20 protein-coding genes, 1 pseudogene and 1 riboswitch are annotated in these 21,628 nt (G+C 48.7%); of the genes and pseudogenes, 11 read left to right on the top strand and 10 right to left on the bottom strand.

What is annotated here, in order from left to right; all coding sequences use genetic code 11:
* Positions 1-171: 171 nt before the first annotated feature.
* Complete coding sequence (locus OCH80_RS09090; RefSeq protein WP_404540216.1) at positions 172-597, bottom strand: Hsp20/alpha crystallin family protein; 426 nt, start codon at positions 595-597, stop codon at positions 172-174.
* Positions 598-861: 264 nt separating this feature from the next.
* Here OCH80_RS09090 and greA point away from each other — a divergent pair, with 264 nt between their 5' ends.
* The gene (gene greA / locus OCH80_RS09085; RefSeq protein ID WP_404540213.1) at positions 862-1,326 is read left to right on the top strand and encodes a transcription elongation factor GreA; all 465 of its coding nucleotides are present in this window, start codon (positions 862-864) and stop codon (positions 1,324-1,326) included.
* Positions 1,327-1,406: 80 nt separating this feature from the next.
* Here greA and OCH80_RS09080 read toward each other — a convergent pair whose 3' ends face one another.
* Together OCH80_RS09080 and OCH80_RS09075 are read right to left on the bottom strand one after the other, a co-directional pair.
* On the bottom strand, positions 1,407-1,688 hold the full coding sequence (locus OCH80_RS09080) for a helix-turn-helix transcriptional regulator (protein WP_302187730.1): 282 nt from the start codon (positions 1,686-1,688) through the stop codon (positions 1,407-1,409).
* A gap of 127 nt (positions 1,689-1,815) precedes the next feature.
* The gene (locus OCH80_RS09075) at positions 1,816-3,105 is read right to left on the bottom strand and encodes an adenylosuccinate synthase (RefSeq protein ID WP_154549000.1); all 1,290 of its coding nucleotides are present in this window, start codon (positions 3,103-3,105) and stop codon (positions 1,816-1,818) included.
* Positions 3,106-3,286: 181 nt separating this feature from the next.
* Here OCH80_RS09075 and OCH80_RS09070 point away from each other — a divergent pair, with 181 nt between their 5' ends.
* From OCH80_RS09070 to OCH80_RS09060, 3 genes are all read left to right on the top strand, one after another.
* Positions 3,287-4,279, top strand: coding sequence for a GMP reductase (locus OCH80_RS09070; protein WP_154548999.1), 993 nt, complete (start codon positions 3,287-3,289; stop codon positions 4,277-4,279).
* A 325-nt stretch (positions 4,280-4,604) separates the two neighbouring features.
* Positions 4,605-5,912, top strand: coding sequence for a Y-family DNA polymerase (locus OCH80_RS09065; protein ID WP_404540222.1), 1,308 nt, complete (start codon positions 4,605-4,607; stop codon positions 5,910-5,912).
* Positions 5,905-6,282 carry a hypothetical protein gene (locus OCH80_RS09060; RefSeq protein WP_404540209.1) on the top strand — a complete coding sequence of 126 codons (378 nt, stop codon included), beginning with the start codon at positions 5,905-5,907 and terminating at the stop codon, positions 6,280-6,282. Before OCH80_RS09065 ends, OCH80_RS09060 begins: the two co-directional genes overlap by 8 nt.
* Before the next feature lie 201 nt (positions 6,283-6,483).
* On the opposite strand, the gene OCH80_RS09055 is transcribed toward OCH80_RS09060, so the two are convergent.
* Both OCH80_RS09055 and OCH80_RS09050 read right to left on the bottom strand, forming a co-directional pair.
* The gene (locus OCH80_RS09055; protein WP_404540206.1) at positions 6,484-7,782 is read right to left on the bottom strand and encodes a nucleobase:cation symporter-2 family protein; all 1,299 of its coding nucleotides are present in this window, start codon (positions 7,780-7,782) and stop codon (positions 6,484-6,486) included.
* 67 nt (positions 7,783-7,849) lie between these two features.
* A complete protein-coding gene (locus tag OCH80_RS09050; protein WP_154548996.1) occupies positions 7,850-8,416 on the bottom strand; it encodes a xanthine phosphoribosyltransferase in 567 nt (188 codons plus the stop codon).
* Between the two features lie 84 nt (positions 8,417-8,500).
* Positions 8,501-8,598: riboswitch (purine riboswitch) on the bottom strand.
* 197 nt (positions 8,599-8,795) lie between these two features.
* Between OCH80_RS09050 and OCH80_RS09045 the strand changes: the two genes are divergently transcribed.
* Both OCH80_RS09045 and guaA read left to right on the top strand, forming a co-directional pair.
* Entirely contained in the window at positions 8,796-9,953 is a 1,158-nt protein-coding gene (locus OCH80_RS09045) for an IMP dehydrogenase (protein WP_209007163.1), read from the top strand.
* The gene (gene guaA, locus OCH80_RS09040) at positions 9,953-11,506 is read left to right on the top strand and encodes a glutamine-hydrolyzing GMP synthase (protein WP_404540202.1); all 1,554 of its coding nucleotides are present in this window, start codon (positions 9,953-9,955) and stop codon (positions 11,504-11,506) included. Before OCH80_RS09045 ends, guaA begins: the two co-directional genes overlap by 1 nt.
* A 409-nt stretch (positions 11,507-11,915) precedes the next feature.
* On the opposite strand, the gene OCH80_RS09035 is transcribed toward guaA, so the two are convergent.
* The gene (locus OCH80_RS09035; protein ID WP_404540200.1) at positions 11,916-13,202 is read right to left on the bottom strand and encodes an MFS transporter; all 1,287 of its coding nucleotides are present in this window, start codon (positions 13,200-13,202) and stop codon (positions 11,916-11,918) included.
* A 47-nt stretch (positions 13,203-13,249) separates the two neighbouring features.
* Between OCH80_RS09035 and OCH80_RS09030 the strand changes: the two genes are divergently transcribed.
* The 3 genes and pseudogenes from OCH80_RS09030 to OCH80_RS09020 all read left to right on the top strand — a co-directional run bounded on the left by OCH80_RS09030 (position 13,250) and on the right by OCH80_RS09020 (position 16,295).
* The gene (locus tag OCH80_RS09030) at positions 13,250-14,095 is read left to right on the top strand and encodes a helix-turn-helix domain-containing protein (RefSeq protein WP_404540197.1); all 846 of its coding nucleotides are present in this window, start codon (positions 13,250-13,252) and stop codon (positions 14,093-14,095) included.
* A gap of 263 nt (positions 14,096-14,358) precedes the next feature.
* A pseudogene (locus OCH80_RS09025) lies at positions 14,359-14,538 on the top strand (GMP synthase (glutamine-hydrolyzing)); the annotation flags it as partial.
* Between the two features lie 146 nt (positions 14,539-14,684).
* A complete protein-coding gene (locus OCH80_RS09020) occupies positions 14,685-16,295 on the top strand; it encodes an ATP-binding cassette domain-containing protein (RefSeq protein ID WP_404540219.1) in 1,611 nt (536 codons plus the stop codon).
* Between the two features lie 81 nt (positions 16,296-16,376).
* Here OCH80_RS09020 and OCH80_RS09015 read toward each other — a convergent pair whose 3' ends face one another.
* A complete protein-coding gene (locus OCH80_RS09015) occupies positions 16,377-17,171 on the bottom strand; it encodes a helix-turn-helix domain-containing protein (RefSeq protein ID WP_404540195.1) in 795 nt (264 codons plus the stop codon).
* Positions 17,172-17,283: 112 nt separating this feature from the next.
* On the opposite strand from OCH80_RS09015, the gene OCH80_RS09010 reads away from it, so the two are divergent.
* Both OCH80_RS09010 and OCH80_RS09005 read left to right on the top strand, forming a co-directional pair.
* Positions 17,284-17,661: a VOC family protein gene (locus OCH80_RS09010; RefSeq protein ID WP_404540193.1), complete on the top strand. Its 378-nt coding sequence runs from the start codon at positions 17,284-17,286 to the stop codon at positions 17,659-17,661.
* Between the two features lie 11 nt (positions 17,662-17,672).
* Complete coding sequence (locus tag OCH80_RS09005) at positions 17,673-19,145, top strand: glycoside hydrolase family 1 protein (protein WP_404540191.1); 1,473 nt, start codon at positions 17,673-17,675, stop codon at positions 19,143-19,145.
* Positions 19,146-19,197: 52 nt separating this feature from the next.
* On the opposite strand, the gene OCH80_RS09000 is transcribed toward OCH80_RS09005, so the two are convergent.
* From OCH80_RS09000 to OCH80_RS08990, 3 genes are all read right to left on the bottom strand, one after another.
* On the bottom strand, positions 19,198-19,392 hold the full coding sequence (locus OCH80_RS09000) for a hypothetical protein (protein ID WP_404540188.1): 195 nt from the start codon (positions 19,390-19,392) through the stop codon (positions 19,198-19,200).
* Complete coding sequence (locus OCH80_RS08995; RefSeq protein ID WP_404540185.1) at positions 19,385-20,350, bottom strand: Rpn family recombination-promoting nuclease/putative transposase; 966 nt, start codon at positions 20,348-20,350, stop codon at positions 19,385-19,387. Before OCH80_RS08995 ends, OCH80_RS09000 begins: the two co-directional genes overlap by 8 nt.
* Positions 20,351-21,273: 923 nt before the next feature.
* Complete coding sequence (locus OCH80_RS08990) at positions 21,274-21,519, bottom strand: hypothetical protein (RefSeq protein ID WP_404540182.1); 246 nt, start codon at positions 21,517-21,519, stop codon at positions 21,274-21,276.
* Positions 21,520-21,628: the final 109 nt, after the last annotated feature.

The raw sequence follows: 21,628 nt of genomic DNA, 5'->3' as shown, positions 1-21,628 counted from the left end.
TTAGTCATGAAAATAACCCCCGAAATTAGTGTCCTAATTTCGGGGGTCATATCATAGTTCTAACAACTTTTTGCTTTTTAATCAAAGAATCCAAAGGATAAAGCTCGATTGGCTGGCCCTTGAACAGGTCAAGGATTTCAGCCCTCGCGGTCTTCTTCAAGCGTCTTAGGCTTATTCAATGGTAATCGTGTCTTCGTTTTCTTCTGCGCTAGTCTTTGGCAATACCACGGTCAAGACCCCGTCGGTCAGCTTAGCGCTGATCTGGCTCTTGTCAACGCTTGGCAAGGCAAAGCTTCTGGAGACTGAGCCTTCGCTGCGCTCTTGGCGAATCAGGCTCTTCTTCTTGTCGCTGTCATCCTTGAAAGTGCTGCGGTGGCCGGAGATGGTCAAAACGCCGTCACTGTATGCCAGGTGAATGTCGTCTTTGCTCATGCCTGGGACGTCGATCTTGACAGTGTATTCCTTGTCGTCTTCAGCAACGTCGGCTTGCAGAATGTTTCTGAATGCATGGGTGTCCAAGAAGTCTCTTGAGTTGTCGAGCCAGCCACCCATGTGATCGAATAAGTCATTGTAACGGTTCATTAAGTCATTAGCCATAATATAAAACTCCCTTCAACAAAATATTCGTGATCAATACAGAAAGCAGACAGGGAAAAGCATTGGAAACAAGGATCACTTATGTTTCCGCTTCCTTTTTCTCTGTTCAAATTATATTGTAGTTCTTTTTTTCAAAAAATAAAGAGTTAGCACTCAACTTTTCCAAGTGCTAACGAAAGAATTTATAAAATTAAGCAAAATCCTGAAAAATCCCCTTAAACGGGCTATACTAGACCATGAAAAATTAAGAAAGGCAAGTACGACATGGTTTATTTTCAAAAAATGACGCCAGAAGGCTACAAGCAGATTGAAGACGAGATCGCCGCGCTCAAGGCCGACCGGCCCCGCCGGGTGCAAAACCTCAAGGAGGCCCGGGCCCTGGGCGACTTGTCGGAAAATACGGAATATTCAACCGCCAAGCGGGAATTGCGCCACCTGGACAGCCGGGTCCGCTATCTCAACAAGCAGCTTAAGTACGCGGAAGTGATTCAAACCGAGAAGGACGGGAAGGTCAATCTGGGCAAGACGGTGACCATCCGCTATGAAGAGGACGGGGAAGAGGAGAGCTACAAGATCGTCGGCCGGATGGAAGAAGCCGTCCTGGACGGAAAGCTGCCCTTTGACTGTCCGATGGGCCGAGCCTTGATGCATCACAAGGCCGGCGACACCGTAACCGTGGAAGCGCCAATTGGCAACTACAAGATCACGATCATTGACGTGGATGAGTAATGGGAAAAAGTTAAATTAACGGAAAAAGGGTCCAAGCAGCTGCTTGAACCCTTTTTGTGGATAACTTATTGAATATCGGGCTATTTAGATGATTGCCGCTTGCCGGCGGGAGTGAAGCTGAGGTGAACCACCAGCCCCAGGCCAGCGGCATAGCGGGCCATGGTCTTCAAGCTGGGCAGCGAGGTCCCCTTTTCGATCTTGGCCAATTGGGGCTGGCTCATGCCGATCCGGTCGGCCAGCTCCTTTTGCGTGATGCCGCGGCGCAGCCGCTCGGCGTGCAGGTAGGCGAGGCTGTCAAGAATGGACATTTCTGTCTCAGTGACAGAGTCAATAGTTGCTTTATAGTCTTTTAAGGTAGCCATAATTATCTGCCTCCCCAGGGCTTATTATACTGCTTTTGCTATTAAAAAAGCCAATCAAAACCCCGCGGGGCACCAAAAAAGAGCAGCTCCTGCTTGGAGCTGCTCTAAGAAATTGAATTTCATTTGATTATAAAGTCCATGGGTCTTGCAGAACGATCGTCTGTTCACGGTCAGGACCAACTGAAACAGTTACGACTGGAACGCCAGTCAATTCGCTGATGCGCTTGACGAACTTTTGGGCGTTTTCTGGAAGGTCTTCCCAGCTCTTGGCGCCGGTAATGTCTTCTTCCCAGGCAGGCAGTTCTTCGTAGACTGGCTTGCATGCTTCAACTTCCTTCAAGTTGGCTGGGTAGTAGTCGATTTCCTTGCCGTTTAAGTCGTAGGCCACGCAGATCTTGATCTTGTCGAAGCCGCTGAAGACATCGAGCAGGTTCAAGCTCAAAGCGTTGATGCCGGCAACGCGCTTGGCGTGACGCAGGGCAACTGAGTCAAACCAGCCAACCCGGCGTGGACGGCCAGTAACCGTGCCGTATTCGTGGGCGATGTCACGGATCTTGTCACCGGTAGCGTTGGTCAGTTCGGTTGGGAATGGGCCAGCACCGACACGGGTCGTGTAGGCCTTGCAGATGCCCAGGACAGTGTTCAGACGGTTGGCACCGATGCCGGAGCCTGAGGCAATCCCGCCGGAAACTGAGTTTGATGAGCTGACGAATGGGTAGGTCCCTTGGTCGATGTCCAGCATGATGCCTTGGGCGCCTTCAAACAGAACCTTTTCGTTCTTGTCCAGGGCATCGTTGACGTAGACTGAAGTGTCAACGACGTACTTCTTGATCCGCTTGCCGTATTCAACGTACTTGCTGTAGATTTCATCGTAGTCCATGGCTGGCTTGCCGTAAACCTTGGTGAACAAGGCGTTCTTGGCTTCCAAATTGAAGTGCAGCTTTTCAGCCAAAGTTTCTGGATCGATCAGGTCGCAAACTCTGATGCCGATTCTTGAAGCCTTGTCCATGTAAGTTGGCCCGATCCCGTTCTTGGTGGTCCCAACCTTCAGGCTGCCCTTGGCTTCTTCTTCGTAAGTGTCTTGCATTACGTGGTATGGCATGATGATGTGCGCGCGGTTTGAGATCTTCAAGCTGCTGGTGTCGATGCCATGCTTTTCCAAGTTGTCCAATTCGCCGAGCAGCACTTCAGGGTTGATTACGACCCCGTTGCCGATTACGGCCCCGTGCTTGGCAGCGAAGATGCCGGATGGGATCAGGCGCATCTTGAATTCCTGGCCATCAAAGTCGATGGTGTGGCCTGCATTGTTGCCACCGTTAGCGCGGACTGAGAGGTCTGCTGTAGTCCCCAGGAAGTCCGTAATCTTACCCTTGCCTTCGTCGCCCCATTGGCTGCCGACAACTGCGATTGATGTCATATTTTCACCTCAAAATAATCTTTAACTGTACCTAAGAAAGATTAGCATTTACCTGTGGATTAGTCAATAAAAAATCCGAATAATATTTTCGGAACGTTCGTGAATGGTTCGAATATGCTTGACTTTTGAGCGGAATGTAAGTAAAGTATCAAAGGTAATTTGAAAAAGGAGCAAGCAATAGATGAGCAACTACTTTAGCATGGAAGCGTTCGATTACGACGATATCCAACTTGTGCCCAACAAGGCAATCGTCAAGAGCCGCAAGGAATGCGACACCAGCGTTAAATTTGGAAACCGAACTTTTAAGATCCCAGTGGTGCCGGCCAACATGGAAAGCGTTATTGATGAGAAGCTGGCCGTTTGGCTGGCGGAAAATGGCTACTACTATGTCATGCACCGCTTTGAACCGGAAAAGCGGGCCGGCTTCATCAAGATGATGCATGACAAGGGCCTTTTTGCCTCAATCTCCGTCGGCATCAAGGATGATGAGTACAAGTTCATCGATGAGCTGGTGGAAAAGGGGCTGATCCCGGAATACACCACCATCGACGTGGCCCACGGGCACTCAGTCTACGTCATCAAGATGATCAAGTACATTAAAGAAAAGATGCCGGAAACCTTCTTGACGGTCGGCAACGTGGCTACGCCAGAAGCTGTCCGTGAGCTGGAAAATGCCGGCGCGGACGCGACCAAGGTTGGCGTTGGCCCGGGCAAGGCCTGCATCACCAAGCTGAAGACCGGCTTTGGGACTGGCGGCTGGCAGCTGGCGGCCCTGCGCATGTGCAGCAAGGTTGCCAGAAAGCCGCTGATCGCTGACGGCGGGATCCGTCACAACGGCGACATCGCCAAGTCAGTCCGCTTTGGCGCAAGCATGGTCATGATCGGCTCAATGCTGGCCGGACATGAAGAATCTCCAGGCAACGTCATCAAGATCGACGGCAAGACCTACAAGCAGTACTGGGGCTCAGCTTCAGAAGTGCAAAAGGGTGCCTACCGCAACGTTGAAGGCAAGCAGATGCTGGTTCCTTACCGTGGCCACATCGCCGACACCTTGGACGAGATGAAGCAGGACCTGCAGTCTTCAATCTCCTACGCCGGCGGCCGGGATCTGGAAGCCATCAAGCGCGTCGACTACGTCATCGTCAAGAACACGATCATGGACGGCGACTACTAAAAGGCTTGAAAAGCTGTCTTGAAAAAATGCAAGCTGCCACGGGCCCTGGACAAAGCTTTTGATCCGAAGATGGGTTATAATAGGAATGTAAAGGGTTACACCTTGGGGGAAGGATGAGAAGCACATCGTTCGTTGTACTCATCTTCTTTCAGGCCCGGCCGCGGGCCTTTAAACGCGGCCAGAAAGTAAGTATCGCCAGAGGTCTTCTCGGGAATTTTCCTGGGAAGATTTCTTTTTTGTCTTTTTGGCCATGTTCGCTTGCTTTTTCGAACAAAAGTTCGGTATAATGATTTCGAACAAACGTTCAAGAAAGAAGTGGATTCAAATGTATGACTACCGCTATGAGCCGCACCGGGTCATTTTCATGATCGACAACAAGTCTTTCTTTGCCTCATGCGAAGCGCTGCGCCTGGGATTGAATCCGATGGAAGCCGTCTTGGCCGTCATGTCCAGCCAGCCGGGGGCCAAGTGGGGCTCTGGCTTGATCATGGCCGCTTCGCCCCTGGCCAAGCAGAAGTATGGCCTGCGCAATGTCATGCGGGCCCGGGAGCTGCCACCGAGAAGGCAGGCACCGGATCTGCTGCTGGTTGAGCCCCACATGAACCTCTATATCAAGCGCAGCATGGAGGTGCTGCAGATTTTTCGCAAGTACGCGGCCGATGAGGATATTCACGTCTATTCGATTGATGAAAGCATGATCGACATGACCGAGTCCTGGCACTTGTTTGGGGATGATCCATATTTGGTGGCCCGCAAGATTCAGAAGGACATTCATGACCACCTGGGCCTGTACACGACCTGCGGGATCGGGGAGAACCCGCTTTTGGCCAAGCTGGCGATGGACATTTCAGCCAAGCACCGGACCTCGATGATTGCCCGCTGGCATTACATCGACGTGCCCGACACCATTTGGAAGATCCCCAAGCTGGAGGATGTCTGGGGGATCAATGTCCGGACGGCCAATCGCCTGCGCCGCCTGGGGATCAACAACATGTATGACCTGGCCCACAGCGATCCGGCACTTTTGGAGCGGGAGTTCGGGTTGATTGGCGACCAGCTTTTCGCCATGAGCTGGGGGGTGGACCGGAGCATCATCCGTCACAAGTATCAGCCCAAAAGCAAGAGCTACGGGAACTCCCAGATTCTGAACCGGGACTATGAGGACCAGCGGCAGATTGAGATCGTCATTCAGGAGATCGGCGACCAAGTGGCGGCCAGAATTCGGGCCCACCACCTGCTTGCTGGCCGGGTGGGTCTGTATGTCGGCTATGCTGACTTTGAGGCCGATCCGGCGGGCTTCAGCATCCAGGAAAAGATCACGCCAACTGACGTTTCCAGCGAATTGGTGGCGGAATTGTGGGCTCTGTTCCGGAAGAAGTGGGGCGGCCAGGCCGTGCGGCACCTGGGCGTGACCTACAGCTGCTTGGTTCCCGACACTGGCCAGCAGCTGACCTTCTTCCTTTCCCCAGACCAGCAGCTCAAGCGCAAGCAGCGGGACCGGGTGGTCGACAAATTGCGGAAGAAGTACGGCTTTGCCAGCGTCGTGCGGGCGTCCAGCCTGCTGCCAGGCGCGACGGCGCTGGCCCGCAGCCGGCTGGTTGGCGGCCATAACGGGGGCAACGCCTATGAGTAAGGAGTTCGACCGGCGGGTGACCGATTTCTTTGCTCATTATCAGGACCGGGGGATGAAGAAGTGGGCGGGCTTCTTTTTAAGCGATCATACGGCCCGGATCAAGCAAGCAGCGGCCAAGAGCCAATGGACGGCACCGGAGCGGACGGAGATGACGCGGGAAGAGTGCGACCAAGTGCTTTGCCTGGCTTTCAGCCGCCACCAGCCCGTGACCGTCCAGCTCAAGGAATTGGACGCGAACGGGGACCGGCCCCAGGAAATCGCGGGCTTCGTTGCCGGCTATACGGAAGACCAGATCATTATTGGCGGTCAGGCCATCGACTTAGCCAACCTGCGGCACGTGGAGCTGCTGACGGGACTGGAAGGACATTAAAACAGCAATAGAACTAACGGTGAAAGAAAGCCCCCCTTCCGGAACGGAAGAGGGGCTTTTTGTCCTCAGCTGAATTAAAAATGTGCGATAGATGTTAAAGATAGCTTTAAATTGAGATTTAAGAGATAGATTTGAGATGTTGAGCAAGACAGCTGAGGCTAACGGATCAGAAGCAAAAGTGCATGATACGGAAATGGTTTTTTAATCCTCATCCAGCCCCTTTTTGCCCTTGAAGATCAGGTTCAAGAGGACTGAGGACAGGCTGGCGATCACGATCCCGTTTTCCAGGAACAGCTGCAAGGATTGCGGCAGGGCTTGGAAGATGTTTGGGTAAACTGACACGCCCAGGCCCAAGCCCATGGAAATAGCGACGATCAAGAGGTTGTGGTTGTCACTGAAGTCAACCTTCAGCAGCATCTTGATCCCTTGCACGGCGATGGATGAGAACATGACTACCATGGCCCCGCCTAAGACAGCCGTTGGCATGATCGTAACCAAGGCCCCGACCTTAGGCAAAAGGCCCATAGCCATCAAGAGACCGGCTGCCCAGTAGATCGGGCGCTTGGAGCGGATGCCTGACAGCTGGAGCAGGCCGACGTTTTGGGAGAAGGTGGTGTAAGGGAAGGTGTTGAACAAGCCACCCAGGATTTGGGCCAGACCTTCAGCCCGGTAGCCTCGCTTCAAGTCATCTTCAGTGATTTCCTTGCCCAGGAGGTCGCCCAGGGCGAAGAAGACGCCGGTGGATTCAACCATGGAAACCAGGGCGATGATCATCATCGTCAGGCAGGATGACCATTCAAACTTTGGCGTGCCAAAGTAGAAGAATTGCGGGAAGTGGAACCAGGACGCCTGGGCGACGGGCGTGAAGGAAACCATCCCCATGCAGGCCGCCAGCACCGTGCCGACGATCAGGCCGATCAAAACGGAAATTGAGGAAATGAAGCCCTTGGCAAAGGCTTGCAAGACCACGATCACCAAAATGGTGACGAAGCCGACGATCAGGTTCTTGGGATCCCCAAAGTCCTTGGCCGTGGCTGACCCGCCGCCCAGGTTCTGGATGCCGACTGGGATCAGGGTCAAGCCGATCGTAGTGATCAAGGTCCCGGTTACGACTGGCGGGAAGAGCTTCTTGATCTTGGAGAAGACTCCGGCGATCAGGAAGACGAAAATCCCGGCAACGATGATGGCGCCGTACATGGTGCCGATTGAGTACTTCTGCCCGATCAAGATCAGGGGAGCAACCGCCTGGATGGCGCAGCCCAGAACGACCGGCAGGCCGATCCCGAAGTAGCGGTTCTTAAGCAGCTGGACTAAAGTGGCCAGCCCGCACATGAAGATGTCGATGGAGACCAGGTAGGTCATCTGCTCGGAGCTGAAGTGGAGGGCGTTCCCAATCAGGATCGGCACCGCCACGGCCCCTGAGTACATGGCCAGCAGGTGCTGCAAGCCCAGGACAAAGGAACGGGCTTGCGAAGGTTCGGTATTTTTGGCTTGATTCATAATTTTGTCAATACTCCCTAAAATAAAATCAACCTGAAAAACTAATATCTAAATTTGAATAACTTATTTAAAATTCGACTTTGCCGTCCTTGAGGCTCTTGACGCTGGCCAGAGCCTCAAGCCGGTAGCCGTGGTCCAGCAGCCAGTCGTGGCCGCCTTGGAAGGCCTTTTCCACGACGACGCCGACCCCAACGACCTCAGCCCCGGCTTGCTCAGCTAAAGAGATCAGCCCCTTGGCGGCTTCGCCGTTGGCCAAGAAGTCGTCGATGACCAGGACGCGGTCGCCCTTGTGGAGGAACTTGGCTTCCACGGAAATCGTGTTGGTCACGTGCTTGGTGTAGGAGTAGACTTCAGCCGTGTAGACGTCGTCAGTCACCGTTGAAGGCTTCTTCTTTCTGGCGAAGACCATTGGCACTTTGAGGCAGTAAGCCGCCATGATGCCCGGCGCGATCCCGCTGGCTTCAGCAGTCAAAACGCGGGTGACCTGGTCATCCTTGAACAGGCGGGCAAATTCCTGGCCCAGGGTCATCATCAGCTGGGGATCGATTTGGTGGTTGAGGAAGGAGTTGACCTTCAGCACGTCGCCAGGCAAAACGATGCCATCTTTCTTGATGCGTTCTTCCAAAATTTTCATTTCGTATGAAACTCCTCTGAAAATAAAAAAACTTCTTCTGCCAACGATAGGCAAAAGAAGATCATGACAAGCACTTAGGCTTTTCTATTTGCTTCTTGTACCTATAGTCCGGAATTTACGGTTCCGGGTAGAGACTGTCAACCTGATTATGACGATATATAAGTAAGAATTATTAATGATGATTAATAAATAGCATACAGCAAAAGCCGAATTAATTCAATGAAAAACAGGAAAAAGGTCATGAAAAAACGCAAAAATAAACGATCAATTAAAAAATCCCGAGAAAGATTCGTTTTTTGTTGACCGAGTGGGAAAAAACGTGTAAAGTGGTTTAATTAAAAAGTAACCTATCGACATTTTATTTTGAAAGGAAGAAATCATGTCTTTGTGGGAAACCAAATTTGCTAAACAAGGTATCACTTTCGACGACGTATTGCTGATTCCGGCTGAAAGTCACGTTTTGCCAAACGAAGTCGACTTGTCAACCCAACTTGCTCCAAATCTGAAGCTGAACATTCCGCTGATCTCAGCTGGGATGGACACGGTAACGGAAGGCAAGATGGCAGCGGCCATGGCTAAGATGGGCGGCTTGGGCGTAATCCACAAAAACCTTTCAATTAAGGCCCAGGCTGACGAAGTAAGACTGGCCAAGAACACTGAAATCACGCCAGAAGACAAGCACGCGGCCGTTGACGCCAACGGCAAGCTGCTCGTGGCTGCCGCTGTCGGCGTAACCAGCGACACTTTTGAACGGGCTGAAGCTTTGTTTGAAGCTGGTGCTGACGCCATCGTCATCGACACGGCTCACGGTCACTCAGCCGGCGTTTTGCGCAAGATCAAGGAAATCCGCGACCACTTCCCAGAAAAGACTTTGATTGCCGGCAACGTTGCTACCGCTGAAGGCACCCGGGCCTTGTTTGAAGCCGGCGTTGACGTGGTCAAGGTCGGGATTGGACCTGGCTCAATCTGCACCACCCGTGTCGTTGCCGGCGTTGGCGTTCCGCAATTGACGGCCGTTTACGACGCGGCTAACGTAGCTCGGGAATTTGGCAAGCCAATCATCGCTGACGGCGGGATCAAGTACTCCGGCGACGTGGTCAAGGCTTTGGCAGCCGGCGGCAACGCCGTAATGCTGGGCTCAATGCTGTCAGGGACTGAAGAAGCTCCTGGCGACGTTCAACAAGGCAGCGACGGCCGTCTGGTCAAGTCCTACCGCGGGATGGGCTCAGTTGGCGCCATGGCTCAGCAGCACGGGTCAAGCGACCGCTACTTCCAAGGCGGGGTCAACGAAGCCAACAAGCTGGTTCCAGAAGGGATCGAAGCCGTAGTTTCATACAAGGGGACCGTCCGCAACGTGGTCTATCAAATCCTTGGCGGCCTGCGCTCAGGCATGGGCTACTGCGGGGCTGAAAACATCCAAAAGCTGATCGACACCGCGCAGTTTGTCCGCATTTCCAACGCTGGCCTGCGTGAATCCCACCCACACGACGTTATGATGAGCAAGCCTGCTCCTAACTACGGAGGCATTGACTTCTAATGGCAAAAATCGACTTAAGCAATTTTGACAAGATCATCGTTCTGGACTTCGGCAGCCAGTACAACCAACTGATTACCCGCCGGATCCGCGATTTTGGCATTTACTCTGAACTGTTGCCGCACACGATTACGGCTGAAGAAGTGAAGCAAATCGCGCCTAAGGGGATCATTTTCTCTGGCGGTCCAAACTCCGTCTACGATGAAAACGCCTTGGGCGTTGATCCGGAAATCTTCAAGCTGGGGATTCCAATCCTGGGCATCTGCTACGGGATGCAGCTGATGACCAAGGAATTGGGCGGGAAGGTCGAAAAGGCCGGCGAAGCTGAATACGGCTCAGCCCACATTGAAGTCAAGGAGCCAGAAAGTCCTTTGTACAAGGGGCTGCCAGACAAGCAAGTCGTCTGGATGAGTCACGGCGACTTGGTAACCAAGGTGCCGGAAGGCTTCAAGGTCTTGGCTTCAAGCAAGAACTGCCCAATCGCCTCAATGGCTGATCCAGCCCGTAAATTCTACGCCATCCAATTCCACGCGGAAGTCCGCAACTCAGAATACGGTCTGGACATCCTGCGCCGCTTTGCTTTTGACGTCTGCGGGGCTAAGGACAACTGGACCATGGATGACTTCATCAAGCTGTCCGTTGACTCAATCAGAGAAGAAGTCGGCGATGCCAACGTCATCTTGGGGATCTCTGGCGGGGTTGACTCCAGCGTTACGGCAACCCTGCTTCACAAGGCAATTGGCAGCCAATTGACGGCGATCTTCGTTGACCATGGCCTGCTTAGAAAGAACGAAAGCGAAGAAGTCATGGCTGCCCTTAAGGAAGGGCTGGGCGTGAACATCGTCAGAGTCGACGCCAAGGAACGCTTCATGTCCAAGCTGGCTGGAGTAACCGACCCAGAAAAGAAGCGGAAGATCATCGGCAACGAGTTCGTGCAGGTCTTCAACGATGAAGCCAAGAAGATCAAGGACGCCAAGTTCCTGGCACAAGGGACGCTGTACACTGACGTCATTGAATCAGGGACCGATACGGCCCACACGATCAAGAGCCACCACAATGTCGGGGGCTTGCCAAAGGACATGCAGTTTAAGCTGATCGAGCCGCTGCGGCAATTGTTCAAGGATGAAGTCCGGGTCTTGGGTGAAAAGCTGGGTCTGCCACATGACCTGGTATGGCGGCAGCCATTCCCAGGCCCAGGTCTGGCAATTCGCGTGATCGGCGAAATTACTGAAGAGAAGCTGCGGATCGTCCGGGACGCGGACGCGATCCTGCGGGAAGAAATCAAGAACGCGGGCCTGCAAGAAAGCATCTGGCAATACTTTGTTGCTCTGCCAGGGATGCGGAGCGTCGGGGTCATGGGCGACGGCCGGACTTACGACTATGCTGTCTGCATCCGGGCCGTGACGTCAATTGACGGGATGACGGCTGACTTTGCCCAGATTCCATGGGATGTTCTGCAAAAGATTTCCGTGCGGATCGTCAACGAAGTCAAGCAGGTCAACCGCGTACTCTACGACGTGACGAGCAAGCCGCCTGCAACCATTGAATACGAATAAAATAAGCGGAATTTTCTCCGCTGGGGAAACTACCGGGTTAGCTGACTCGGTAGTTTTTTCTTATGTAGGCTAAAGAACTCAACACTAGTTGCCTAGTACAGGTCAACAAAGAAAAAGCGGGCAAGCTTGGCTTGTCCGCTTTTGCGTTGCTTATTTTTTTGAGCAGATCTCTGTACATAGGTCGATTAGCCTTGGGGATGCCCAGGAGATCCATGGCTTCGTCCGGAGTTAAACTGGTAGTTTTTAGAATGTTGAACAAGTGATCTTTAGTCACCTTTTCAGTGTTTTTTTCTAGTCACCTCATTGGTCACTTCTTTCGTCACTTCAAAATTATAAGGGCTTTGCCAGCAGAAATAAGCCGAGTTGATGTCAAAGTGGTATTGATCTGACGCATTTGACTTATGACATGCTACTTGTTAGGCTGAGATAGTCGAAGCCGCTGGTTGAGGGCAATTAATACTGCCAAAGCGGCAACTTCTAAGGCAAGTAAGCTGATGATTGCCCAGGTCAAGCTAAAACTAGAAAGAGTGGTGACCAAAGTTGTAATCAAAGGACTGGCCGCCATCAGAATGGTATTCAGCAGACCAACAGTTGAAGCCAAAATTTGCCGATCAACGCTAGTTACCAGCCATTGGGTCATTTTGATGGAAACAGCACTGGCCAAAGCTGCTAAGAGACTGAACCAAGCTGCAGTTAGCCAGCCGTTATGGTAAAAAAGACTCAGCGTGGTCAATAGGCTGGATAAGGCGGTCAAGCTAGCTAGATTAAAAATGTTGACTGAACGGAAAATCTTTTGACCAAAAATACTGCCAACGGCTGCCCCAATTGCTGCTGCTACGTTGGTCAGCGCCAGGGTAAAACTGTAGCTTAAAATGACCATGCTATTTTTGTGAGCGGCCAGAGTAATTGAAAACAAGGGCTCAATCGCGGCTAGTGAGGCATTAATTACTGCTAAAACAAGTATGATGGTTAAGAGCCCAGACTGTTTCTGTGTTTGCTGATAAGCCTGCCGCATGGTTTGCCAAAAAGCTGGAGTTTTGTTGGTAGTTGCATGAACCGGACCAGTCTTCCGGCTAACCAAGGCAAAAAGAACCGCGGCGATCAGAAAAGTCAGAGAATTGATCCAGGCCAGAGCAGCATAGGAAAGAACCAGGATTAATCCAGCCCCGGCAAATTGAGCCAGAACGTCGATAATTTGTTTAGTACCGCTAACGAATCCTTCTGCTTCACCGAAATTATCTTGTCCAACTAGGTCGACCACGAGCGGAACTATCAGCCCCGAAGAGTAGGAGCCACAAAGATCGGATAAGAAGTTGATGGTGATGATGGCCAGCAGGAGTTTCCATTGGTCAACCTTAGAAGCTAGAAGCAGAGCTGCCAAGGCGTATAAGAGACAGCGTAAAAGCGCGGTCAGCACGATACTACGAAATTTGTGATTGCTTTTGTCAGCTAAGTAGCCAGCAAATATCTCTAGAAATTTTGGTACGGCTTCAGAGATTGCAATTAAAGAGATAGCTAAAGAATAGTTGTGCATTTGGCTGGCATAAGTCATAAATGCCAGATAGAAGAAGACGTCGCCTGCGGCTGACAGGAGTCCACCGGTGGCAAAGCGGCGGAAGTTTAAGTTATTGAGAAAAGAATTCATTGTTGAACCAGCTTTCGTAAAAAAGATTTTTGCTTTAAGATAAGGCTTCATGAACTGGTTAGCGAAAAATGTCATATTTGACAGTGAAGGAGCTAGAGATGGAAATTGGCGAATTACTTCAAAAATACCGCATAGAGCAGGGAAAAACACAAAAGTCATGGGCAGGCAACGTGATCAGCCCTTCATTCTATTCGAAAGTTGAAAAAGGGCTAAACCGGATAAGCGCTGAAGATTTGCTGAGGCTGCTGGAGGCTAACCACATCCCTTTATGGGAATTCTTCAGTCACTTGGAAGGGAATGCTGATCAGCAGAAGAAGTGGGAAAAGAATTTACGGGCTCGGTTGATGCAGGCATATTACCACGGAAATCAAGCAGATTTTCAGCAATTGTCTAAAGAGGTTCAAGCCAGCAACTTTCCAGACAAGGAAGAGCAGCTCTTGATCATTGAGGGCTGGATGGAAACAATTAAAGATGATCAAGAGGCAAATGAAGCTCTGCGGCAGAAGATTAAGGACAAGATATTTAATATTGCCGCTTTTGATAAAAAGCGGTTAATGCTGTACTGTAACTTCATGGACTTCTATGATTTGGAAAGCAACCGTTATCTAAGCCGGCAAATTGTAGAAAAATACAGGCAGACGACAGATGTAGATATTCAAGTTGCCCTGCTGGCGATTATTGATAATCTGCTGACTGATTTTGCTGAGAAGAGAGAAGCGAATGGAACAGAGTATTTTATCGAGGCAGGCAAGCAGATTCCAACCAGGCCAGAGCTGTTTTTCTACAAGAACTCGCTGTTGTTTTTTGAGAATTTGCTAGCCTATCAAGCCAAACCAAGCGCGGATAAAATGAAATATTGCCGTCTGGCGGTTCAGAATTATCAGTTGTTAGGGATGGCGGAATACGGACAAGAGGTTCAAAAGTTTTTAGATGAGCATATGTAAAAAAGTCATATCTGCAATTTTGCTTGCAGGTATGACCTTTTATTTATCTATTTTTTTATCAGATTATACTAAAACGCGAAATCTTTCAAAAAAGGGGGATGATTCGTGAATGAAAAATCGAATTGTATTTGGCGATGAAGTTTGACGAGCTTAGGGGGTGAGGTTCATGAGCGCTAAAGGTAGAATTAAGATTCATATCGACATTGAATTCTAGCGATCAAATTTTTCGGCTGCTGCTTAAAAAAGAGTGAAAGCCATTCCCAGACCTTGGCCTGGGCATCCGGGCCGTGACGTCAATTGACGGGATGACGGCTGACTTTGCCCAGATTCCATGGGATGTTCTGCAGAAGATCTCCGTGCGGATCGTCAACGAAGTTAAGCAGGTTAACCGTGTACTGTACGACGTAACGAGCAAGCCGCCGGCAACTATTGAATACGAATAAAATAAGCGGAATTTTCTCCGCTGAGGAAACTACCTGGTTATTGCCGGGTAGTTTTTTTGTGTAAAAATGAAAAAACTCACTTAACTTTTTTATTTTTTAATATATACTTAACACATGGAAACGTGGGGGAATTCTTTAAAAAGGTTGTGAGTGTTCTGTATTATTCAGATTTTATCAAGGGCAATCGAGTTAGGTTTATTGCGATCATTCTTTTAGTTATTGGCGGCAGCGCGCTTCTGGCGGGCAACAACGCTTTGCTGACGCTGCTGGGGGATAGCTTGCGCAAAGGAAACCTGCTGCTTTTCGTGGCAATTATCGGGATCAATGTTGTGGTCGATGCCATCGGTAGCGGCCTGTCTTATAGAGCCAATTACTTGTATGATAAACAGACTCAAGAGTATTTCCACAAGCTTCGGTCTGCTGAAGTGGAAAAAATCTACAACAGCGGTAATAGGGCACCGAAAGTTTCTAGCGTTCAAAACAGCTTGACCCAAGATTTAAACATGCTGGGTGAAAATTTTCTGGCTCCATGGCTGAAAATTGCCGCTTGTGGATTGGATGTAGTCCTTTCCTCAATCATCGTCTTTACCTACAGCTGGCTTTTATTGCTGGTAATTCTGGCCCTTGCAGTCTTGATGTTTTTCATGCCACGATTTTTATCTCCAGCTTTGCAAAAGGCCACGGATGATATTTCTAATGAAAACAAACGCTATCTCGACATGCTGGAAAAATGGTTTAGCGGTTTGAGCGTTTTGCAGAGATATCACGTCAAGCAGAAGCTTTTGGCAGTGACGACTGCTCAAGGCGAGCAACTTGAAGATGCCAATATCAGACGGTCCGGCCGGATGCAATTTGCCAGCGCCGTTAACAATGACGCAAACGTATTGTCCCAGGCCTTAATTTTGCTCGTTTCAGGTGTCTTGATTATTACTGGCCGGATGAATTTTGGCGTCTTCTTTAGCATTGGCAACTTTGCCAGCACGATTTTTACTGAATTGGGAGTTGTGGTCAACCAATATACTGTTTTGCAGTCAAGCAAAACTTTAAACGCCAAGCTAAGAAAGCAGCTTGCAGTTCAGACCGACCACTTAGAAAAGACAGAAAGTTTGGACCATTTTCAGTCATTGTCAGTTCAAGACTTGTCTGTAGCTTTTAGTAATGAAGAAAAAATTACTTATCCGGATTTTCAAATCAAGCGGGGAGAAAAAATCTTATTGTCAGGTGACAGCGGGACTGGAAAATCTACGCTTTTCAAGCTGATCCTGCAGGAGTTGCCATTGGCGACTGGAAAGATTTGTTTTAAAAACGAAGCCGGGCAAGAAATTGAGCGGCCAGACCTGTCTCAAATCGGTTATGTTCCGCAAGATCCGGTTCTCTTTCCAGGTACAATCAAGGAAAACATTACAATGTTCAACTTCAAGCTGAATGACCGGGTAATGCATTTTGCTAAGCAGGTAAATTTGGAAAAAGATCTGGCTAAATTCCCGGCAGGAGTAGATACGGAACTCGATCAAGGCAAGCATGCCCTGTCTGGCGGCCAGCGGCAAAAAGTGGTTTTGGCCAGAGCACAAATCCATAACAGTCAGCTGATTTTCATTGATGAAGGCACTTCAGCCATCGATGCACACAATGGCTTGGAAATTCTGCAGAATCTGCTGCAAACCGACGCAACTATTGTTTTTATCGCGCACAACTTGACTGAAGAGATGCGGCAGTTATTTGACAGGGAGATTCATTTGAGCAATACTGCAGGTTAAAGAAAAAGCGGGCAAGTTTGGCTTGTCCGTTTTTTCATTCATTGAAATATTTGCTGAAGGCCTTCCGATATTGGCTGGGGGTCATTTTTTCCAGGCTTTAAAATTACGTTCTAAAACTTTGGCTGAAGAAAAGCCGCAGTAATTGGCAATGTAGGCGACGGAATGATTTGTACTCAGCAAGAGGTATCTGGCATGCATGAGCCGGACTTGCTTTAAGTATTTGCCTAAAGGAAGTTTAGTCACTTGGCTCAATTCTTTATTTAAAGTCACTTGTGAAATTCTAAAATGTTCAGCAATGCTTTGTGCCGTGATATTGGTGGAAGAGTTGTTGGCGATGTAGGCGATCACCGTGTCAGCCAAAGATTGGTTGGGCGGCGTTGTGATGTCCGTTTTTTCAGTATATTCGCTGTCGATCAGGACAATCATTTGAAAAAATTCGCTCAAAATTAAAAAGCGGATACTGTCACTGATGGGATGGTCGACGAGTTCAGCGATGGTAATCAGATTTTTTCTTAACTGCCGGTAGCTGGCAGTATCGCGGCTGATATGCTCCATCTTGATCCGCCAATTTTTACTGGAAGGATATTCTTTTTCTAAAAAAGTATTATCAATAATCATTCCCATTACATAATAAGACCGGTCTTTGTGCCCCGTCGCGGCATGAATCTGTGAGCGGTCAATAGCCCAAATATCGCCGGAATTGTAATGGTGGGTCTGGCCAGCAATGACAACTTTGAAGTCTTCCCCAGATACCAAATAATCAATTTCGATCCCGGTATGCCAGTGAGTGGGGGCTTTAGGAGCGTAATTTGATCTTTTGAAAAATTTGAAGGGGAGGCGGGCGAGATTGTCGACCTCTTCGTAAGCAATGGGCATGTTCTTTTCTCCTTTATGAATCGTCCCTAAGTGCTTTAAGAAATGGGGCGTAATCGCTTTCTCATATGATACCATACTGTTTGTCGGAAGAAATATTTTAATGAGGTGAGATATGCGAATTGAACATGTTGGCCTATTCGTGTCTGATCTAGAAAAGGCAAGGGCATTTTATGAAAAATACTTTGCTGCTGCAGCTGGCGAAAAGTATCATAACCCAAGAACAGGCTTCTCGTCGTATTTCCTGACTTTTAGTGATGGCGCGAGATTAGAACTTGGTCACCTGGATCATTTGGTAAATGACTCTGAAAATCGCTTAGGTTTTGCGCATTTGGCTATCAGCCTTGGCTCAAAAGAAGCGGTAAATCAAAAAGTCGACCAACTGACCAAAGATGGCTTCACTTTAACCAGTGGCCCACGCGTTACGGGGGACGGTTATTATGAAGCGGTTGTTTTAGATTTAGATGGCAATAAACTCGAACTTACAATTTAGGAGGAAAAATAATGGCTCATTTTAGAAAAGACTTTTTGTGGGGCGGCGCGGTAGCAGCTAACCAAGTTGAAGGTGGATACAACGAAGGCGGCAAGGGCTTGTCAGTGACTGACATTACCACGGCCGGCTCTTTGGAAAGCCCGCGTTACTTGACTTATACCTTGGATGGCAAGGATGGCAAAGTAGCTGGGATGTTTGCCAGCTCCTTGCCAAAGGGCGCTAAGGGGAAGATTTTTGACAATGAATACTACCCGAACCATGTAGCGATCGATTTTTACCATCACTACAAGGAAGACATCAAGATGTTCGCGGACATGGGCTTTAAGGTATTCAGAACTTCCATTGCCTGGACGCGGATTTTCCCAACCGGTGAAGAAGACAAGCCAAACCAGGAAGGGCTGGACTTCTACCGCAGAGTCTTTGAAGAACTGAAGAAGAACGGGATTGAACCATTAGTTACGATTTCCCACTATGAAGATCCATTGGCCTTAGGTGAAAAGTATAACGACTGGCAAGACCGCAAGATGATTGACCTCTACGTTAAGTATGCGACCACCTTGTTCAAGGAATACAAGGACCTGGTTAAGTACTGGCTGACCTTCAACGAAATCAACTCATCCTTGATGTTCTTGAAGATGGTGGGCGATGGCAAGGCATCTGATGAAGATTACCAAAAGGCTTACCAAAAGCTGCACCACCAATTCGTTGCTTCCGCTAAGGCAGTTGTTGCAGGTCACAAGATCAACCCGGACTTCATGATCGGGAACATGATTGCCGGTTCTGTTTACTACCCAGGCACCCCTGACCCAAAGGATGCTTTGGCTGCCCGCTATGAAGAAGAATTGAGCCAGCTTTACTGTGCTGACGCGCAAGCTAAGGGTGAATACCCAAGCTTTGCCAAGCGCTTATGGGATGAACACAATGTTCATTTGAAGATTGAAGACGGCGACCTTGAAGTCATGAAGGAAGGTAAAGTTGACATGTACACCTTCTCATACTACATGTCAAACATGGTTACCACCCATGATGTTGGCGAAAAGGCTAAGGGCAACTTCGCTGCTGGTGCTAAGAACCCATATCTTGAATACTCTGAATGGGGCTGGTCAACTGACCCAGACGGCTTGCAACTGTACTTGGAAAAGATGTATGACCGTTATGGCATCCCAATGATGGTTGTTGAAAATGGTCTTGGTGCCGTTGACAAGCTGGAAGATGGCACTGTTCATGACGATTACCGGATTGACTACTTGAGAAAGCACATCAAGGCGATGGACAAGGCAGTTGAACACGGGGTTGACCTGCTTGCCTACACGACTTGGGGCTGCATTGACTGCGTTTCTAACGGAACTGGTCAAATGTCCAAGCGGTACGGCTTCATCTACGTTGACCGTGATGACAAGGGTGAAGGTACTCTTAAGCGCCTGCCTAAGGATTCATACTACTGGTACCAAAAGGTTATCGCTTCAAACGGTGATGAATTATAAAATAATGCGTAAGAAAAGCGGACAAGGCAAACTTGTCCGCTTTTTTTGCTGCTTACTTTTTCTTGAGCAAGTCCTTGTACATAGGCCGGTCATCCTTGGGGATGCCTAAGAGGTCCATGGCTCCGTCTGGAGTTAAGTTGGTGGTGCTAAGAATGTTGATCAAGTAGTCTTTAGTTACCTTCTCGGTCGTTTCTTTCCTTGCCCGGTCAATCTTGACTTGCATGAATTCTGGCAGTACTTCAGTCATGGTAGTCACCTGTTTTCTTGAGCAAGTCCTTGTACATAGGCCGGTCATCTTTGGGGATGCCTAGGAGGTCCATGGCTCCGTCTGGAGTTAAGTTGGTGGTGCTAAGGATGTTGATCAAGTAGTCTTTAGTTACCTTCTCGGTCGTTTCTTTAGTCACCTTCTCGGTCGTTTCTTTCCTTGCCCGGTCAATTTTGACCTGCATGAATTCTGGCAGTACTTCAGTCATGGTAGTCACCTCGTTCTTGTTTCTTTTTCCTAATTCTTTGATTAACTCGTCATAAGCATGGGTGCCAGACAGAGCATTCATCATATCCAAAAGAAGCAGGATATCTTCGATCGACAGTTTTTTGGCGCTGGGGTGGTATTCTTCACCCGCATTGGTCTGGATGAAGTACTCCGCCAGGCAGAAAAAGGCGCTCCTGAAGCGCTTATCCAGCTCTTGTGCCGACAAGTCGCTGATCCGGTAAAAAGCCTTGATCTCGTAATCGCTGATCAACGGCCGCATTTCTTTGGGCAACTTCTGCATATTGATGTTCCCCAGCAGGTTCCGGTTGTAGCTCCAAGCTTCTTTCCCGTAGTATACCACCAGTGTGAGCACGGGGTAGAGCGTTTTGCTTTTGGTAAGCTGGTAGCGGTAGGCTGCGGCATCGTAGTTCATCACCCGCGCCGGCATGTGCTTGTCTGGCCTGGTCTGATTTTCAATTCCGACCAGTGAAATGACGACTTTCGTCTTGTCGATCGTCAGCAGCTTGGCCACGTCCCGGTCTTGCCCGTGAATCTCTCCATTAGCCTTGTAGTAGCTGCTGGTGTTTGTGTCTGCCAGCATCTCTGGCTTGATGACCTGTTTGCCATTGAAGATGAAGCCGTTCAATACATCAGCAAAAATCTCGTTCTTGTCCAGTAGGATCTTTTGGATGACGTCCTTGCTGCCGCGGACGGCTGAATTTGCTTTTGACATTTTTCCTCCATTTCTAGAAAGGAAATTTTCCCTCCAATAACTAGTACACGAAAAAACGCCAAAATTTTTTATTTTAGCAAAATTATTGGCAATATATGAATTAATAGTTGAATGAACGATGAACATTATTCTTTTAGGAATAAAAAGGCGTCCAAGTTAATGGACGATGCTATACTGCAATTTCATGGATTTTTACGACTTGGATAGCAACCGTTATCTCAGCCGGCAAATTGTGGAAAAGTGTCGGCACAGAACCGGAGGAAGAAAAATTGAAATACTGCCAGCTGGCGGTCAAGAACTGCTACTTGCTGGGGATGCCGGAGTATGGACGGGAAACCGAGAAAATTTTTCGGAAATATAAGTAAGAAAGTCAGATAGACTTGGGACAATTTTAGTGAAAAAGCCGATAATTTTAGGCCGCTGCTTAGAAAAATAAGCAGCGGCTTTTCGTTTGCCTAAAAGGAAGCATTGGCGGTTTTTAATAATAAGCTCTTTGAAATCTTTTATCGCTCAACGCCATTCTTTTATATTGTAGTTTAGCAATAATAATGGCAAATACAGCAATAATGGGCTTTTGGGGAAAATCTTAAGAATGTGATTATAAAAACTAGGCGAAAACAGTTGGAACTAAGACCTTCCTAATTCTTGTGAAATACTTTTTTGATAATTGAGCGACAATATAAAAACACGAAGGCCTTCTTCAACCATCTTCACAATTGTTGGTATATCAGCGATTAGCGAGGCTAGTACTAATAAATCTACAAAAACGATAAATAAACGCTTATAGAAATTTTGCTATCAGCTGAAAGCTGTTAAGTGCAACTGTCCTCTGTAGAAATAAGTAAAAAACTAACTTAAACTTCCCACACCAAAAAGAACTATGAAGCCTTGAAAACTCAATAGTTTAGCCAGTAAATATTCAATTAAGCTGCTAGTGATGGCGATATAGCCTCTTGCATGTGCTTCGGGAAGCGGGAAATGAAAGCATTGGTGAACCTTTCCATCTGCTCTTCTGTCGGTTGGAAGATCTCTTTCACGCTCTCGAACATGGCTTCCACTAGGATCTGAAGGGAGTGATTGAAAGTGATGTCCACAAGCTCGTCCACCATGTAGTAAAAGAGCTCGCCTATTGTCCTATCGTCTTCATCATCTCGCTTCTCAACTGACATGAACATGTAGCGCAAGCCGTATGGGCAGTCTATGCATCATATGAAAGTCCGTGATATTCAGTGCCAAGCTTCAAGAAACTCTTGCAGGTCTTGAAGAAGACCTCGATGT

The sequence above is a fragment of the Lactobacillus sp. 23-2 genome (assembly GCF_044902225.1).
Taxonomy (GTDB): domain Bacteria; phylum Bacillota; class Bacilli; order Lactobacillales; family Lactobacillaceae; genus Lactobacillus; species Lactobacillus absianus.
Note: the sequence above shows the minus strand (reverse complement) of the source record. Positions and strands in the feature narration are given on the sequence as shown.

What these genes read in the sequence shown, in the direction of transcription:
- OCH80_RS09075 (WP_154549000.1), bottom strand. Translation starts at nt 3,105, where the DNA reads ATGACATCAATCGCAGTTGTCGGCAGCCAATGGGGCGACGAAGGCAAG.
- OCH80_RS09015 (WP_404540195.1), bottom strand. Translation starts at nt 17,171, where the DNA reads ATGCCCATTGCTTACGAAGAGGTCGACAATCTCGCCCGCCTCCCCTTC.
- OCH80_RS09030 (WP_404540197.1), top strand. Translation starts at nt 13,250, where the DNA reads ATGGAAATTGGCGAATTACTTCAAAAATACCGCATAGAGCAGGGAAAA.
- OCH80_RS08990 (WP_404540182.1), bottom strand. Translation starts at nt 21,519, where the DNA reads ATGTCAGTTGAGAAGCGAGATGATGAAGACGATAGGACAATAGGCGAG.
- OCH80_RS09080 (WP_302187730.1), bottom strand. Translation starts at nt 1,688, where the DNA reads ATGGCTACCTTAAAAGACTATAAAGCAACTATTGACTCTGTCACTGAG.
- guaA (WP_404540202.1), top strand. Translation starts at nt 9,953, where the DNA reads ATGGCAAAAATCGACTTAAGCAATTTTGACAAGATCATCGTTCTGGAC.
- OCH80_RS09090 (WP_404540216.1), bottom strand. Translation starts at nt 597, where the DNA reads ATGGCTAATGACTTAATGAACCGTTACAATGACTTATTCGATCACATG.
- OCH80_RS09060 (WP_404540209.1), top strand. Translation starts at nt 5,905, where the DNA reads ATGAGTAAGGAGTTCGACCGGCGGGTGACCGATTTCTTTGCTCATTAT.
- greA (WP_404540213.1), top strand. Translation starts at nt 862, where the DNA reads ATGGTTTATTTTCAAAAAATGACGCCAGAAGGCTACAAGCAGATTGAA.
- OCH80_RS09000 (WP_404540188.1), bottom strand. Translation starts at nt 19,392, where the DNA reads ATGACTGAAGTACTGCCAGAATTCATGCAAGTCAAGATTGACCGGGCA.
- OCH80_RS09055 (WP_404540206.1), bottom strand. Translation starts at nt 7,782, where the DNA reads ATGAATCAAGCCAAAAATACCGAACCTTCGCAAGCCCGTTCCTTTGTC.
- OCH80_RS09005 (WP_404540191.1), top strand. Translation starts at nt 17,673, where the DNA reads ATGGCTCATTTTAGAAAAGACTTTTTGTGGGGCGGCGCGGTAGCAGCT.
- OCH80_RS09070 (WP_154548999.1), top strand. Translation starts at nt 3,287, where the DNA reads ATGAGCAACTACTTTAGCATGGAAGCGTTCGATTACGACGATATCCAA.
- OCH80_RS09045 (WP_209007163.1), top strand. Translation starts at nt 8,796, where the DNA reads ATGTCTTTGTGGGAAACCAAATTTGCTAAACAAGGTATCACTTTCGAC.
- OCH80_RS08995 (WP_404540185.1), bottom strand. Translation starts at nt 20,350, where the DNA reads ATGTCAAAAGCAAATTCAGCCGTCCGCGGCAGCAAGGACGTCATCCAA.
- OCH80_RS09010 (WP_404540193.1), top strand. Translation starts at nt 17,284, where the DNA reads ATGCGAATTGAACATGTTGGCCTATTCGTGTCTGATCTAGAAAAGGCA.
- OCH80_RS09035 (WP_404540200.1), bottom strand. Translation starts at nt 13,202, where the DNA reads ATGAAGCCTTATCTTAAAGCAAAAATCTTTTTTACGAAAGCTGGTTCA.
- OCH80_RS09050 (WP_154548996.1), bottom strand. Translation starts at nt 8,416, where the DNA reads ATGAAAATTTTGGAAGAACGCATCAAGAAAGATGGCATCGTTTTGCCT.
- OCH80_RS09065 (WP_404540222.1), top strand. Translation starts at nt 4,605, where the DNA reads ATGTATGACTACCGCTATGAGCCGCACCGGGTCATTTTCATGATCGAC.